This window comes from Pseudomonas sp. Root71 (genome assembly GCF_001429045.1).
In the GTDB taxonomy this organism is placed as follows: Bacteria; Pseudomonadota; Gammaproteobacteria; order Pseudomonadales; family Pseudomonadaceae; genus Aquipseudomonas; species Aquipseudomonas monachiensis.
Window position 1 is genome coordinate 13828 of sequence record NZ_LMHY01000029.1, and the last position, 13920, is coordinate 27747.

The window sequence follows — 13920 nt, forward strand, 5'->3', positions numbered from 1 at the left end:
AATGGACCGTCATTGCCTGCTCTTCTGCCTGATGGGGTTGGCCTTGCCGGCCGACGCCATGGACCTCAAGCAAGCCTGGGATCTGTTGCAGTTCCAGGGCCCCATCTACCAGGCCTCCGTGCATGAAAAAGAGGCCGGCCAGGAGAACCGCGCCATCGGCAAGGCCGGCCTGTTACCGCAGATCAATGCCTCGGCCTACAACAACAAGGTCAATGGCTCCCAAAGCCAGAACAACATCGACAGAGATCTCCATTACGACTCAAAGGGCGCTAACGTGCGCCTGCGCCAACCACTGTTCAACAAACAGAAAATGGCCGAGTACCGCCAGGGTCAGCAGCGTGCCGACTACAGTAACGCGGTATTCGATGCCAAGAGCCAGGACGCCGCAGTGCGCCTGGCCGAAAGCTATTTCGATGTGCTCCTGGCCAGCGAAACCATCACCCTGGCAAAGTCCAAGCTGAGCGCCTTCGACGAACAACTCGCCTCGGCGAAACGGCGCCTGGAACTGGGGGCCGGCACCGTCACCGACGTCGACGAATCGACCGCTCGCCGCGACCTCGCCGAAGCCGAACTGATCGAAGCACAAGACAACCTGGTCAACGCGCGCCGCAAGCTCGAGGAATACATCGGTGAAACCCCCGAATCGCTGACCACCTTGCGTCCGAGTTTCGATACACCACCGCTGGTACCAGGCAACCTTCAGGACTGGTTGGTCAAAGCCCAGGTCGATAGCCCACTGATCCATGCGCGCCGCTATAGCCGCGACCTCGCCGAAGAGGAGGTCAAGCGTGCCAGTGCCGGCCACTGGCCAACCCTGGATTTCATCGCCGGCTACACCGCGGGTGAGAGCCAATCACTCTCCGAGTTGAATCAACGTAACCACTACGGCTCGATCGGGCTGGAAGTCAATATCCCGCTGTTCAGTGGTGGCGGCGTCAGCGCGCTGACACGCCAGGCCAGCGCCAATAGCGATAAGGCCACGGACGAACTCGACGCCGCACGACAGGAAGTCATCACCGGAACCACCCGTGAGTATCAAGGCATCCTGAGCGGTGCCAAACGCATTCGCGCGCTGGAGAAAGCCGTCGCGTCCAACGAACGCTCACTGGCATCGTCACGCAAGGGCTTCAAGGAAGGCGGCACCAGCACCAACTCGGATGTCCTCAATGCTGAAGAACTGCTCTTCGTCGCACGCCACGATCTGTTCGATGCCAAGTTACGCTATTTGATGTCGCGCCTGCGCCTGGCCTCTTCGGTAGGCAGTCTGGGCGACGACGATATCGACCAGATCAACAACTACCTCGGCCCGGAACTGCTGGTCACCAACTGACGCTCACCTGCCGGCCGGTCGCGCAAAATGATGGCTGACCGGCGCCCCTCCTCCCATGATCCCCCACCCAGCCATTCATTGCCCCGTCTGAGCACAGAAAGGCAGCCGCCAGCAAAAAAACAGTCATCGCTGAAAGCTACCCACTAAACCCTTGATTCCCTTTATGCTCGATCCAGCTCCAAATCAAAAGCCACGCCAGGCTCCAGGCTGTAAACTGTCTCCCCATGCGCAAACTTTTGTACCTGACATTTTCCATGGCGTTGCTCGCCGCCCTCACGACCTACGCGATGTGGGCCGCAGACCGGCCGGTGGGTCATTACCTTTCGGACCTGCGGATCAGCCTCGCTGTCGACCAGGGCACGCCTGCGGACCGTGGCAACCTGTTGGGCATCCAGCCCGAACTGTTTCCTACCGACTACCAAAGTCCCGAGCGTTTGCACCGCAAGCTCGCAGCCTATCTGCAGGCAGCCCGGGACCAGGGTTTGCTGAACGGCAAGACCGTCGTCGTGTTGCCGGAGCACGTCGGTACCTGGCTGATGGTCAGCGGTGAAAAGGATGAGCTGTATCAGGCCAGCACCCTCAAAGAGGCCATGAACTGGCTGGCGGTAAGCAATCCCCTGAAGTTCGCCAAGGCGTTGATCAGCGCCGAGGGCGGCAACCGTCTGGACGATGCCCACCTGCGCATGAAAGCCAAGGCAATGGCCAGGGACTACCAGACATTGTTCGGAGGCCTGGCCAGGGAGTTCCACGTGACACTGGTCGCGGGCTCCATCGTGCTGCCCGAACCGAGCATCATCGACGGCACCTTGAGAATCGGCCGCGGCGCGCTGTACAACAGCAGCGTGGTGTTCAACAGCGAAGGCCTGCCGATCGGCCAGCCCCAGCGCCAGATACACCCGTTCTTCGCAGAACAGAACGGGATCAAGGCGAACGGTGAGCACTCGCTCAACGTCGTTGATACCCCCGCAGGAAGGCTGGGCGTATTGATCGGCCACGACAGCTGGTACCCGGAAAACTACCTCAAGCTCAACGACCAAAGCGTACAGCTGGTTGCGGTACCGGCCTTTGTTTCCGGCCGTGGCACTTGGGATCAACCGTGGCGCGGCTACAGGGGTTCGTCGGCGCCGGCGTCGGTCGGCTTGAAACCTGGAGAAGTCAGTGAAGGCCAGGCCTGGCAGCGCCTGATCCTCACGACCCGGATGCCGGCCAGTCAGGCCGTCGCTGGCATGAGCGTGTTCCTTCGGGGTCAGTTCTGGGACCAGGGCAGCGCCGGGCATAGTTTCCTCAGCAGCAACGGCCAGCACTTTGCCGATGGCAACGCCCATGGTGCGCGCTTGCTGAACCTCTGGTTGTAGGCCATGAATCCACAGCCGATGCGCCTCGGCGATCTGTCGGTGGGCTTTGTACATAGCCTGGCCGATGCCGTACGCAGTCACGGTGTCGATCCACAGCCACTGCTCGATCAATACGGTCTAGATGCCGCGCGCCTCAGCGAAGCCGGCGCCCGGCTGTCGATACCGCGCTACATGCGCCTGGGCCACAGTGCCATTCAACTGACCGACAATCCGGCCCTTGGCCTGCGCATGGGTCAGCTCAGTCGCCTGAGCCAGGCCGGCCTCGCTGGCGTCACCGCGGCCCAGGCACCGACGGTACGAGAAGCCGCGCGCTGCCTGATTCGATTCGAAGCCTTGTACGGCTCCAATTATCGCGGTCAATCAAGCTTTCACGAAGACGCCCGGGGCGCCTGGCTGCGGTTCTACTCGATCAGCCCCTATAACGCCTACAACCGCTTTGTGGTGGATTCGATCATCGCCGGCTGGTTACAGCAATTGTCCAGTGTCAGCCCTGCCCCGCTGCGTGCCGAACGTATCGAGATCGAATTCGAGGAGCCCGGCTACCGCCAGGCCTATGACGTGTTGGGCGACTGTCCGATCCAGTTTGGCGGCGAACGCAATCAACTGCGCTTGAGCCTGGCCAGTCTCGCCCAGCGCAACCCCGAGCACTGCCCGAGCACCTGGCGACATTTGCTGCAACTGTGTGAGCGGGAACTGGAACAACTGACACGCACCCGCAGCCTGCGTGAACGCATCATCGCGCTGCTGGGACCCTTGCTCAATGGTGGCCGGGAGCCCGACCTGCAGGAGGTGGCGGCACGCCTGAAGCTGCCCACCTGGACCTTGCGCCGCAAGCTCGCCGATGAAGGCACGCAGTTTCGTGCAATTCTCAACGACACCCGCCGCGACCTGGCCATGACTTACATACGCGACACCGAACTGGCGTTCGGAGAGATCGCCTACCTGCTGGGCTTTGCCTCAGCCGAAGCGTTTCAACGCGCATTCAAACGCTGGAACGGGCAGACACCCGGCGAATTTCGCCGCAGCCATCGCCAATCCGCTTGATGCCTACAACTCGGTAGCGTCTTCCGCCGGTTCCAGTGGGTCAAGTTCAAAAGCCTGGTACTCGAGCAGCTCTTCTTGATAATCGTCCATATTTGAATTCCCCAACCGTCTGAATAAATAACCAATTCCCTGAGCATAATGCGCCCGCATGAAAGAAAAATGACGCGGGCACGACACTCTGTCGCTACTCAATAAAACGTAGCAGCTGGTCAGGAATTTATCATCGGTTTTTTCGCGCAAGGCCGCAGAACAGCGGACCTTGTTGATGAGGGTCAATCTTTGCGCCCGCTACGGGATCGTTACTCGCTGGCCGATCCCGTAACGCGATCGATCACTGGCCAGAGACAGGAATCGCCTGAATCGGCTCGCTCGGCGGTGGTATGTCCGTCGGGTTAGTCGGTGGCGTGATGGTTTCTGCCGAAGGCGCCGGCTCGGCGTTCTGAACCGGGGTAATCGGCGCCGCTTCAGGAGGCGGGGCAACCGGCTCGGAGGCCGCTGGAACCGCTTCTACGGGCGCGGGCGCAGCAGGTTCTACAGCAGGAGTCACTGCCGGGGCCGGTGCCAGCGGTGCCGGTGCTGCCTTGGCTTCAGGCATTCCCAGGTCCGTTTTCGGCTTTTCGGGGATGTGCGCGGCCTTTTTCGCTTCCGGCGGCAGGAACAACTCGACCAGTGCGAAGAAACGCTCGTAGAACTTGGCGGACGATACGGTTTCGCTGGCGACCTTGACCATCGAGTCATCTGAGGAGCCGATCGGCATCGATACCGAGCCCAACACACCCACACCGAGACTGGCGGAGTTGTTGGTCTTCTTCAGCGCATAACGATCCTGCAGGGCATTGGCGAATATGGTCGCGTGGTGCCCTTCGCTGCCGTCATCGGCACAGACCACACTGAAGCTGATCTCCATGTGATTCTCGCCGGTCTGCTGGAAACTCTTGTGACCGCTGACCAGCTTCGGATCGTTGCTGGTGATGATGTAACCCTGGCTGAGCAAGGCGCGACGGGCGGCTTCACAGCTCTGGGTATCGCTGACCGGATAGTTTCGGGAAAAGGTACCGGAGTCGTCGAAATTCTCATGCTCATAGATGGCGGCCTTGTTCGATGAACAACCAGCCGCGGTGGCAAACACGGCTGCCAGCCCGACAACCCGCATGGGAAGTGATTTAAACATTGAACATCCTGAGGAAAACGGTTCGGGGCGTATTGTGCAACAGATCGATGCTTAGCGGAGCATCGATCGTGTCTTAAAACGGTTACAGGCTGATTGACCCCGGTTTTGCGCAAAAGTCACCGCGGCAAATGACGTACGGCCAAACAAAAAGACCCCGGCCTTTCGGCCGGGGTCTCATGTACCGCGTTAAACCTGGTCAGGCATCAGTAACGCTTGATCTCCGCCTGGCTTTCCAGCTGCTTGCGGTAAGCCGCGAAGTCTTGCTGGCCGATGCGGGAAGCGAGGTAGCGACGATACTGTGCTTTCTCTTCTTCGGTCGGTGCCGCGGCTTCGTTCACGCCATTGAGGCGCACGATCATCAGGCTGCCATCAGCCAGCGTCACGCTGGTGAAGGTCGGTTTATCCTTGGCCGCAGGCTTCGCCATGCGAAACAGCGCTTGCAGCACCGCAGGGTCGATCCCTTCCTGGGCACGAGTCGCCGCGTCGGTGACTTTCCAGGACTGGCCGTCGATCACCCGATCCAGCGGGGTCGTGCCGTCGCGCAGGCTGGCAATCAGGGCGTCAGCCTTGGTCTTGGCATCGGCGCTGGCGTGCTCCTTGGCCAATTGCACACGGATCGCGGCAGAGACGCTTTCCAGCGGCAATTGCGAAGGCTTCAGGTGCTCCTTGGCACGCAACACGACCACGGTTTCAGGATCCAGCTCGATGGCGGTGCTGTTCGCCCCCTCATCCAGGACTTCCGGGCTGAACGCAGCCGTGATCACCGCACGGTTGGCCGTAATACCCTCACCACCTTCCCGGCCGAACGGCTTGGACGTGTGGACGGTCAGTTTCAAGTCCTGCGCCGGCTGAGCCAGATCAGACGCTTCGAACGAGGCATCCTCCAGCTGCTTGGTCGCCTCGACAAAACGCTGTTCGACCTGCTGGGCCTTCAATTCGCGGGTCAGCTTGTCTTTCAGGCTGGCGAATGTCGGTACCTCAGGCGCTTCCACGCCCAACAGTTTGATCAGGTGGAAACCGAAATCGGTGCGAACCGGCGCGGAAACCTGATCCTTGGTCAACGAATACAGGGCTTTTTCGAACGCAGGGTCGTAGACGCCAGGACCGGCATAACCCAGATCACCGCCGTTGTTCGCCGAACCAGGATCCTGGGAGAATTCCTTGGCCAGCGCCTCGAATTTCTCACCCTTGGCCAGACGGGCCTGGATCTCTTCGATCTTCGCCTTGGCTTGCGCCTCGGTGGTCTTGTCGTTCACTTCAATCAGAATGTGCGCCGCCTGGCGTTGCTCGGACAGGTTCGCGATTTCTTTCTGATAAGCCGCCTGCAGGTCTTCGTCATTGACGCTGACCTGATCGAAGAAGGAAGCCTTCTTCAGCTCGAGGTAATCGATGACCACCTGATCCGGCGTCATGAATTCCTTGGCGTGATCGTCGTAATAGGCCTTGACCTCATCGTCGGTCAGCTTCACCGCCGCCGGGTCGACCTTGATGTTCAGGGAGGCGAAATCGCGGGTCTGTTTTTCCAGACGGGCAAACGCCAGCACCTGTGCATCGGTCACGAAACCGCTACCGGCCAGACCGGCACGCAACTGACCAATCAGCATTTCCTGAGCCATCAGCTGGCGGAATTGCATGCGGGTGTAGCCGAGTTGGCGAATCACCTGGTCGAAACGCTCGGAGCTGAACTTGCCATCCACCTGAAAGTCAGGCGTTTGCAGGATGACCTGATCCAGAGCCGCTTCGGAAAAAGCGAATTTCGAGTTTTCTGCGCCTTGCAGCAGCAGTTTGCGATCGATCAGGCCTTTGAGAGCCGACTCGCGCAGCATTTTTTCATCGAGCAAGGAAGCATCGAAATCCTTGCCCAGCTGTTGCATGAGCTGACGGCGTTGCATATCGACCGCCTGGCTCAGCTCGTTCTGGCTGATTTCTTCGCCATTGACCTTCGCCGCTTCATTCTTGTTCGTCGTGGCCTGAAAAATGGCGTCGAAACCGGTCAAAGCCATCAGTGCAACGATGACCCCGATAATAGTCTTGGCAATCCAGCCTTGTGAATTGTCCCTGATATTCTGCAGCATGCGTCCCCCAGAAACGGTTGAACTTCAAAAATTAGGCAACCGTGGAGCGTGGGTAGAATCCGAATAGAAGAAAGGCGCATCCGAGGATGCGCCTTCTCGTAACTGGCGGAGCGGATCGAGGGGCTCGAACTGGCGACCCTCGGTGTCTTGAACCGGCGACCTGCAGTCAGGACTGCCGCTCCGCTGCCAAGTCAGGCATGACCTGACCCGGATGGGTAAAAACCTGAATCGAACTTAGTTGACAGCTTCTTTCAGTGCTTTACCGGCTTTGAAACCTGGTTTTTTGGCTGCTGCGATTTCCAGCGTCTTACCGGTCTGTGGGTTACGACCAATGCGAGCTGGGCGATCAGTTACGGAGAAGGTACCGAAACCAACCAGAACAACAGAGTCGCCAGCCTTGAGAGCGCCAGTGACGGATTCGATTACAGCGTCCAGCGCACGGCCAGCAGCAGCTTTCGGGATATCAGCGGATGCAGCGATAGCATCAATCAGTTCCGACTTGTTCACTCTAAGTCCCCTTATATCTATTTGAGTATGATTCTAAGTTTTTTTGGTGAAAGCAAAAACGAGTGCTGAATGGCCTACAGACACTTAAGAGCCGCTTTATAACAAGGGCTCTAAAAAGCTGTCAAGAAAGCCCCCCAGGCAAATACGTACTAATGCGTGCTAATTCTTTCCTTAGAATCTGCGTCGCGTTTCTCATCCTTCGCGACTATCTCCGGAGCCACATCCGGCAAGGGCTCCGGCGCGTATTGCAGCGCAATTTGCAGGACCTCGTCAATCCATTTAACCGGTTTAATCTGTAGATCCTGCTTGATATTGTCCGGAATCTCTTTGAGATCGCGCACATTCTCTTCAGGAATGATCACGGTCTTGATTCCGCCACGATGGGCAGCCAGCAGTTTCTCTTTCAAGCCGCCGATGGCCAATACCTGGCCACGCAAGGTGATTTCGCCGGTCATGGCGACATCCGCGCGTACCGGAATGCCGGTCAATGCCGATACCAGGGCCGTGCACATGCCTACACCGGCGCTAGGGCCGTCCTTGGGGGTCGCCCCTTCCGGCATATGGATGTGCGTGTCACGCTTCTCATGGAAGTCCAGGGGGATCCCCAGACTCTTCGCCCGACTGCGAACAACGGTCAAGGCCGCGGTGATCGATTCGACCATCACGTCACCCAGGGAACCGGTCTTGATCAACTGGCCCTTGCCCGGCACGACGGCCGCTTCGATGGTAAGCAGTTCGCCACCCACCTGAGTCCACGCCAGCCCGGTCACCTGACCGATCTGATCCTGCTGTTCGGCCAGGCCATAGCGGAATTTGCGCACGCCCAGGAAGTGCTCCAGCATGTCTGCGGTGACCTTCACCGAGAAGCGTTTTTCCAGCGCATGCTCCTTGACCGCCTTGCGGCAGACCTTGGCAATCTGGCGCTCCAGCCCACGCACACCAGCTTCACGGGTGTAGTAGCGGATGATGTCGCGGATCGCTTCCGCGTCAAACTCCAGCTCGCCTTTCTTCAGGCCGTTGGCCGTAATCTGCTTCGGCGAAAGGTATTTGACGGCGATGTTGATCTTCTCGTCTTCGGTGTAGCCCGGCAGACGGATCACTTCCATCCGGTCCAGCAACGCTGGCGGGATGTTCATCGAGTTCGAGGTGCACAGGAACATCACATCGGACAGGTCGTAATCGACTTCCAGATAGTGATCGTTGAAGTTGTGGTTCTGCTCAGGATCGAGCACTTCCAGCAACGCCGATGCCGGATCGCCACGCATGTCGCTGCCCATCTTGTCGATTTCGTCGAGCAGGAACAGCGGGTTGCGGACACCCACCTTTGTCATCTTTTGAATCAATCTTCCTGGCATCGAACCAATGTAAGTACGGCGATGACCACGAATTTCCGCTTCATCACGCACGCCACCGAGGGCCATGCGCACGAATTTGCGGTTGGTGGCGTGAGCGATCGACTCCGCCAGGGATGTTTTACCCACACCTGGAGGACCGACCAGGCACAACACCGGACCACGGATTTTCTTCACGCGCTTTTGCACGGCGAGGTATTCGAGGATGCGTTCCTTGACCTCTTCCAGGCCATAGTGGTCGGCGTCCAGAATGTCTTCTGCACGCGCCAGGTCCAGGCGCACCTTGCTCTGGGCCTTCCACGGCACTTGAACCAGCCAATCGATGTACGAACGCACCACGGTCGCTTCCGCGGACATCGGCGACATCTGCTTGAGCTTGTTCAGCTCGGCCGTTGCCTTGGCCAGCGCATCTTTCGGCAGGCCGGCGGCGTCGATACGCTTTTTCAGCTCTTCGACTTCGTTGTGACCTTCGTCGCTGTCGCCGAGCTCTTTCTGAATGGCCTTCATCTGCTCATTCAGGTAGTACTCACGCTGACTGCGCTCCATTTGTTTTTTGACGCGGCCACGAATGCGTTTTTCGACTTGCAGCAGATCGATCTCGGCATCCAGCAGCGCCAGGACGTGCTCGACCCGGGCCGACAAGTCGATGATTTCGAGGATTTCCTGCTTCTGTTCGATCTTCAGGGCCATGTGCGCGGCCATGGTGTCTACCAGGCGACCCGGTTCATCGATGCTGTTGAGCGACGACAGGACTTCAGCCGGGACTTTCTTGCCCAACTGCACATATTGCTCGAACTGGGACAGCAGGCTGCGAACGAACACTTCCGACTCGCGTTCCGGCGCTTCAACTTCGTCGATCAGGGAGACTTCGGCACGGCAGTGGCCATCCACTTCGCTGAAGCGCTCGACAGCGCCCCGTTGCTCACCTTCGACCAGAACCTTGACCGTTCCGTCAGGCAGCTTCAGCAACTGCAGAACAGTGGCAATCGTACCCACGCGGTACAGGGCATCTTCACCGGGATCGTCGTCAGCCGGGTTTCTCTGGGCCAGCAGAAGAATCTGCTTGTCACCCGTCATCGCAGCCTCGAGGGCTTCGATGGATTTCTCGCGCCCCACGAACAGCGGGATAACCATGTGCGGATAAACCACGACATCACGCAATGGCAGGAGAGGCAATTCGATGGTTGTCTTCATGATTTCGCCTCTACGGCGGCCGTAAGGCCGTAAACAGATGGAAGTAAGCTTGAAACCAAGATGGGGGCTGCTTTGGAAAAAAACAAGCGGATAAAAGTACGACTTAAAAGATTGCAACCGATGGCAGCGTTTGTGATGGTCCGGACACACCCGGAAAATCAGATTGGCTGTCAGTTCGCCTTCGCTGGCAGGCCAGCTTCCACAAAAGCAAAGGGGCCCGAAGGCCCCTTCTTTATTCAAGCTGCGTGACACTTAAGCGTCTGGCGCGGCCTTGGCGGTCGGCTCACTGTTCTCGTAGATATACAGTGGCTTGGACTTGCCCTCTATCACGCTTTCATCGATCACTACTTTGCTCACCTCGGACTGCGAGGGGATTTCATACATAGTGTCGAGCAATACACCTTCGAGAATCGAACGCAGGCCACGGGCACCGGTTTTACGCTCCAGGGCACGCTTGGCGACCGATTTCAGAGCGTCGGTCCGGAATTCCAGATCCACGCCTTCCATCTCGAACAGCTTGGCATACTGCTTGGTCAGGGCATTTTTCGGCTCGGTGAGGATCTGCATCAGTGCAGCCTCGTCAAGCTCGTCGAGCGTGGCAAGTACCGGCAGACGACCGACGAATTCCGGGATCAGACCGAACTTGACCAAATCGTCAGGCTCGACTTCACGCAGGGATTCACCGACTTTCTTGCCTTCTTCCTTGCTGCGCACTTCTGCGTTGAAACCGATGCCACCCTTGGTGGAACGGTTTTGAATGACCTTCTCAAGACCCGAGAACGCGCCACCGCAGATGAACAGGATGTTACGGGTGTCGACCTGCAGGAATTCCTGCTGCGGATGCTTGCGACCACCCTGCGGTGGAACGGAAGCGACCGTGCCTTCGATCAACTTGAGCAGGGCCTGCTGCACGCCTTCACCGGAAACGTCCCGGGTGATCGACGGGTTGTCAGACTTGCGCGAAATCTTGTCGATTTCATCGATGTAGACAATGCCCATCTGGGCCTTTTCCACGTCGTAATCGCACTTCTGCAACAGCTTCTGAATGATGTTCTCGACATCTTCACCCACGTAACCCGCCTCGGTGAGGGTGGTTGCGTCGGCGATGGTGAACGGAACGTTCAGCAAGCGGGCCAGGGTTTCGGCAAGCAGGGTCTTACCCGAGCCTGTCGGGCCGATCAGCAGGATGTTGCTCTTGCCGAGTTCGACGTCGTCATTTTTTTTGTCACGCTGGTTCAGGCGCTTGTAGTGGTTGTACACCGCTACGGCCAGAACCTTTTTCGCACGCTCCTGACCAATCACATACTGATCAAGGATGCCGCTGATTTCTTTAGGCGAAGGCAATTTATGCGCACTGCTTTCGGCCTGTGCTTCCTGCACCTCCTCGCGGATGATGTCGTTGCACAGGTCGACGCACTCGTCGCAGATAAAGACCGAGGGGCCGGCAATCAATTTGCGTACTTCATGCTGGCTTTTGCCACAGAAGGAGCAATAGAGCAGCTTGCCGTTGTCCTCGCCGTTGCGGGTGTCAGTCATTCGTTCGATCCAAATCCGATAGGCTTGCAACACAAGATGAAGGCTATTGCGGGCTTTTTCAAGCCCGCAGGTGTCGGACCCGCCGACCAACCTTATTTTGAGCTGCTTATTTTAAGCAGGACGCTGGCTGATCACTTCATCGATCAAACCGTACTCACGCGCGGCGTCTGCACTCATGAAGTTGTCGCGGTTGGTATCGCGCTCGATTTCTTCGAGAGTGCGCCCGCTGTGCTTGGCCATCAGCGTGTTGAGACGCTCGCGAATGAAGAGGATTTCCTTGGCATGGATTTCGATATCCGAGGCCTGGCCCTGGAAACCGCCCAGTGGCTGGTGAATCATCACACGCGAGTTCGGCAGGCAGTAACGCTTGCCTTGTGCACCGGCCGTCAGCAGGAACGCGCCCATGCTGCACGCCTGACCGATACAGGTGGTCGACACGTTGGGTTTGATGAACTGCATGGTGTCGTAGATCGACATGCCTGCAGTCACCGAACCGCCCGGGGAGTTGATATAGAGATGGATGTCCTTGTCCGGGTTTTCCGCTTCAAGGAACAGCAATTGCGCACAGATCAGGTTGGCCATGTAGTCCTCTACCGGACCAACCAGAAAGATCACCCGCTCCTTGAGGAGACGCGAGTAGATGTCGTAGGCGCGCTCGCCACGAGCGGACTGCTCGACAACCATCGGGACCAGGCCGCCTGCGGCCTGGATATCAGAGTTCTGCTGAATATACGAATTACGGAACATGCTCTGCAGTCACTCCCAAATAGTTATGTCTTGAATACGCATAAGCCAGCTCGAAGGCTGGCTTATGGTGTTTGCTTCTTATCGCAAAAGTGATCAGTCGGCTTGTGGTGCTTCTACCGGCTTGACCGCTTCTTCGTAAGAGACCGATTTGTCGGTCACGCTAGCTTTCTGCAGAACAGTATCCACAACTTGCTCTTCCAGCACAACCGAGCGAACTTCGTTCAGTTGCTGGTCGTTCTTGTAGTACCAGGATACAACTTGCTCAGGCTCCTGGTAGGCCGAAGCCATTTCCTGAATCATCTCGCGAACGCGGGTTTCGTCAGGCTTGAGGTCGAATTGCTTGACCACTTCAGCCACGATCAGACCCAGCACTACGCGGCGCTTGGCTTGCTCTTCGAACAGTTCGGCCGGCAGTTGGTCAGGCTTGATGTTGCCGCCGAACTGCTGAACAGCCTGCACGCGCAGACGGTCAACTTCGTTGGACAGCAGGGCCTTTGGCACTTCGATCGGGTTGGTGGCCAGCAGACCGTCCATTACCTGGTTCTTGACCTTGGATTTGATCGCCTGACGCAGCTCACGCTCCATGTTCTTGCGAACTTCGGCGCGGAAGCCTTCCAGACCGGTTTCCTTGATGCCGAATTGAGCGAAGAATTCTTCGGTCAGTTCTGGCAGTTTTGGCTCGGAAACGGTGTTGACGGTCACGGTGAACTCGGCGGCTTTGCCAGCCAGGTCCAGGTTCTGATAGTCCTCTGGGAAAGTCAGGCTCAGAACGCGTTCTTCACCGGCTTTTGCGCCAACCAGGCCATCTTCGAAACCAGGGATCATGCGGCCGGAACCCAGAACCAGCTGGGTACCTTTGGCGGAACCGCCGGCGAACACTTCACCGTCGACCTTGCCGACGAAATCGATGTTCAACTGGTCTTCGTTCTGGGCAGCACGAGCGGCCACTTCGAAACGGGTGTTCTGCTTGCGCAGGATGTCCAGCATCTTGTCCAGATCGGCGTCAGTCACGTCAGCGCTCAGGCGCTCTACGGTGATACCTTCGAAACCGGCAACGGTGAACTCAGGGAACACTTCGAATACGGCTACGTATTCCAGGTCCTTGCCCGCTTCCAGGGATTTTGGCTCGATCGAAGGCTGACCAGCCGGGTTCAGCTTCTGCTCAACCACAGCTTCGTAGAAGGAAGACTGGATCACGTCGCCTACAGCTTCCTGGCGAGCGTCAGCACCGAAACGGCGCTTGATTTCGCTCATTGGCACTTTGCCTGGACGGAAGCCAGCAATCTTGGCCTTTTGGGCGGTCTGCTGCAGACGCTTGTTGACCTGGCTCTCGATGCGCTCAGCCGGCACGGTGACGCTCATGCGGCGCTCAAGAGCAGTAGTATTTTCAACAGAAACTTGCATGGATATTCCTCGTTGCACAGACGTTAGCCGGCCGTTTCCGACCCCAGAATCAAGGGCATGCATTCTAGTGGGTCAAACTCAAGAAGTCACCCTACTGAAAACGGGTAAAAACGCAGCAGGCAATTTATAGGTGCGAATGCACGAATGCACCTCGCCCCGATGGCAAATACAACCAATCACGCCAGGGCTCTGCGCCAACCTTTCC

Annotated in this window: 11 protein-coding genes; 3 read left to right on the top strand and 8 right to left on the bottom strand. The window is 57.9% G+C overall.

Annotation, left to right across the window (positions count from 1 at the left end):
- Position 1: 1 nt before the first annotated feature.
- From ASD95_RS24040 to ASD95_RS24050, 3 genes are all read left to right on the top strand, one after another.
- A complete protein-coding gene (locus tag ASD95_RS24040; protein ID WP_056722321.1) occupies positions 2–1330 on the top strand; it encodes a TolC family outer membrane protein in 1329 nt (442 codons plus the stop codon).
- A 224-nt stretch (positions 1331–1554) separates the two neighbouring features.
- On the top strand, positions 1555–2685 hold the full coding sequence (locus ASD95_RS24045; protein WP_056722323.1) for a carbon-nitrogen hydrolase family protein: 1131 nt from the start codon (positions 1555–1557) through the stop codon (positions 2683–2685).
- A gap of 3 nt (positions 2686–2688) precedes the next feature.
- On the top strand, positions 2689–3729 hold the full coding sequence (locus tag ASD95_RS24050) for an AraC family transcriptional regulator (protein WP_056722325.1): 1041 nt from the start codon (positions 2689–2691) through the stop codon (positions 3727–3729).
- 3 nt (positions 3730–3732) lie between these two features.
- Here the strand turns inward: ASD95_RS24050 and ASD95_RS29275 are convergent, their stop codons facing one another.
- The 8 genes from ASD95_RS29275 to tig all read right to left on the bottom strand — a co-directional run bounded on the left by ASD95_RS29275 (position 3733) and on the right by tig (position 13715).
- Entirely contained in the window at positions 3733–4005 is a 273-nt protein-coding gene (locus ASD95_RS29275; protein WP_156385718.1) for a hypothetical protein, read from the bottom strand.
- A 55-nt stretch (positions 4006–4060) separates the two neighbouring features.
- Positions 4061–4900, bottom strand: a complete 840-nt coding sequence (locus ASD95_RS24055) for a DUF2242 domain-containing protein (protein WP_056722327.1) — start codon at positions 4898–4900, stop codon at positions 4061–4063.
- A 203-nt stretch (positions 4901–5103) separates the two neighbouring features.
- Complete coding sequence (locus ASD95_RS24060; RefSeq protein ID WP_056722328.1) at positions 5104–6975, bottom strand: SurA N-terminal domain-containing protein; 1872 nt, start codon at positions 6973–6975, stop codon at positions 5104–5106.
- A gap of 234 nt (positions 6976–7209) precedes the next feature.
- A complete protein-coding gene (locus ASD95_RS24065) occupies positions 7210–7482 on the bottom strand; it encodes an HU family DNA-binding protein (RefSeq protein ID WP_002552737.1) in 273 nt (90 codons plus the stop codon).
- Positions 7483–7631: 149 nt separating this feature from the next.
- The gene (lon, locus tag ASD95_RS24070; protein WP_056722330.1) at positions 7632–10028 is read right to left on the bottom strand and encodes an endopeptidase La; all 2397 of its coding nucleotides are present in this window, start codon (positions 10026–10028) and stop codon (positions 7632–7634) included.
- 252 nt (positions 10029–10280) lie between these two features.
- On the bottom strand, positions 10281–11564 hold the full coding sequence (clpX, locus tag ASD95_RS24075) for an ATP-dependent Clp protease ATP-binding subunit ClpX (protein WP_008048848.1): 1284 nt from the start codon (positions 11562–11564) through the stop codon (positions 10281–10283).
- A 111-nt stretch (positions 11565–11675) separates the two neighbouring features.
- Complete coding sequence (clpP, locus tag ASD95_RS24080; RefSeq protein WP_015094302.1) at positions 11676–12311, bottom strand: ATP-dependent Clp endopeptidase proteolytic subunit ClpP; 636 nt, start codon at positions 12309–12311, stop codon at positions 11676–11678.
- Positions 12312–12404: 93 nt separating this feature from the next.
- Complete coding sequence (gene tig, locus ASD95_RS24085; RefSeq protein ID WP_056722332.1) at positions 12405–13715, bottom strand: trigger factor; 1311 nt, start codon at positions 13713–13715, stop codon at positions 12405–12407.
- Positions 13716–13920: the final 205 nt, after the last annotated feature.

Bases quoted from the DNA above. Each gene is read 5' to 3' on its own strand.
- ASD95_RS24060 (WP_056722328.1), bottom strand. From the start codon at position 6,975: ATGCTGCAGAATATCAGGGACAATTCACAAGGCTGGATTGCCAAGACT.
- lon (WP_056722330.1), bottom strand. From the start codon at position 10,028: ATGAAGACAACCATCGAATTGCCTCTCCTGCCATTGCGTGATGTCGTG.
- ASD95_RS24050 (WP_056722325.1), top strand. From the start codon at position 2,689: ATGAATCCACAGCCGATGCGCCTCGGCGATCTGTCGGTGGGCTTTGTA.
- tig (WP_056722332.1), bottom strand. From the start codon at position 13,715: ATGCAAGTTTCTGTTGAAAATACTACTGCTCTTGAGCGCCGCATGAGC.
- ASD95_RS24055 (WP_056722327.1), bottom strand. From the start codon at position 4,900: ATGTTTAAATCACTTCCCATGCGGGTTGTCGGGCTGGCAGCCGTGTTT.
- ASD95_RS24045 (WP_056722323.1), top strand. From the start codon at position 1,555: ATGCGCAAACTTTTGTACCTGACATTTTCCATGGCGTTGCTCGCCGCC.
- clpP (WP_015094302.1), bottom strand. From the start codon at position 12,311: ATGTTCCGTAATTCGTATATTCAGCAGAACTCTGATATCCAGGCCGCA.
- ASD95_RS24040 (WP_056722321.1), top strand. From the start codon at position 2: ATGGACCGTCATTGCCTGCTCTTCTGCCTGATGGGGTTGGCCTTGCCG.
- clpX (WP_008048848.1), bottom strand. From the start codon at position 11,564: ATGACTGACACCCGCAACGGCGAGGACAACGGCAAGCTGCTCTATTGC.